The following is a 376-nucleotide window of genomic DNA, read 5'->3' on the forward strand; positions in this document are numbered from 1 at the left end:
CCGCGCGAATGGGCCGCCTGGTTCGCCGCCGCCCAGGTCTCGCCCGCCGATGCCGCCCCGCCCCCGCGTCTGACCGCCGACAACCAGGCCATGGAGGTGGCGGCGGCCCTGGGCGATCAGGGCGTGGCCCTGGGCTCGCCCATCCTCTATGCGCGCGAGATCGAACGGGGGCTGCTGGTCCGCCCCTTCAATCAGACCGTCGCCTTGGCCGAGGGCTACTGGATCTGCTACCCGCCCGCCCGGCGCCTGACCCCCAAGATCGCCCGCTTCCGCGACTGGCTGCTCGACACGGCGCGGGCCGACCCGGCGGTGGTCGAGGGCGCGAGGCTGGCGGGGCGGCAAGTGGGGGAGACGGGGTAAGTCCTTCTCCCTCCCC

General features: G+C 74.7%; 1 protein-coding gene. It reads left to right on the forward strand.

Annotated elements, in window-relative coordinates; genetic code table 11:
* A partial coding sequence (locus HX774_RS19510) for a LysR substrate-binding domain-containing protein (RefSeq protein WP_255500568.1) occupies window positions 1-360 on the forward strand: 360 nt, incomplete at its 5' end.
* Between the last annotated feature and the right edge of the window lie 16 nt (window positions 361-376).

Source organism: Brevundimonas sp. P7753 (genome assembly GCF_013386595.1).
GTDB lineage: Bacteria > Pseudomonadota > Alphaproteobacteria > Caulobacterales > Caulobacteraceae > Brevundimonas > Brevundimonas bullata.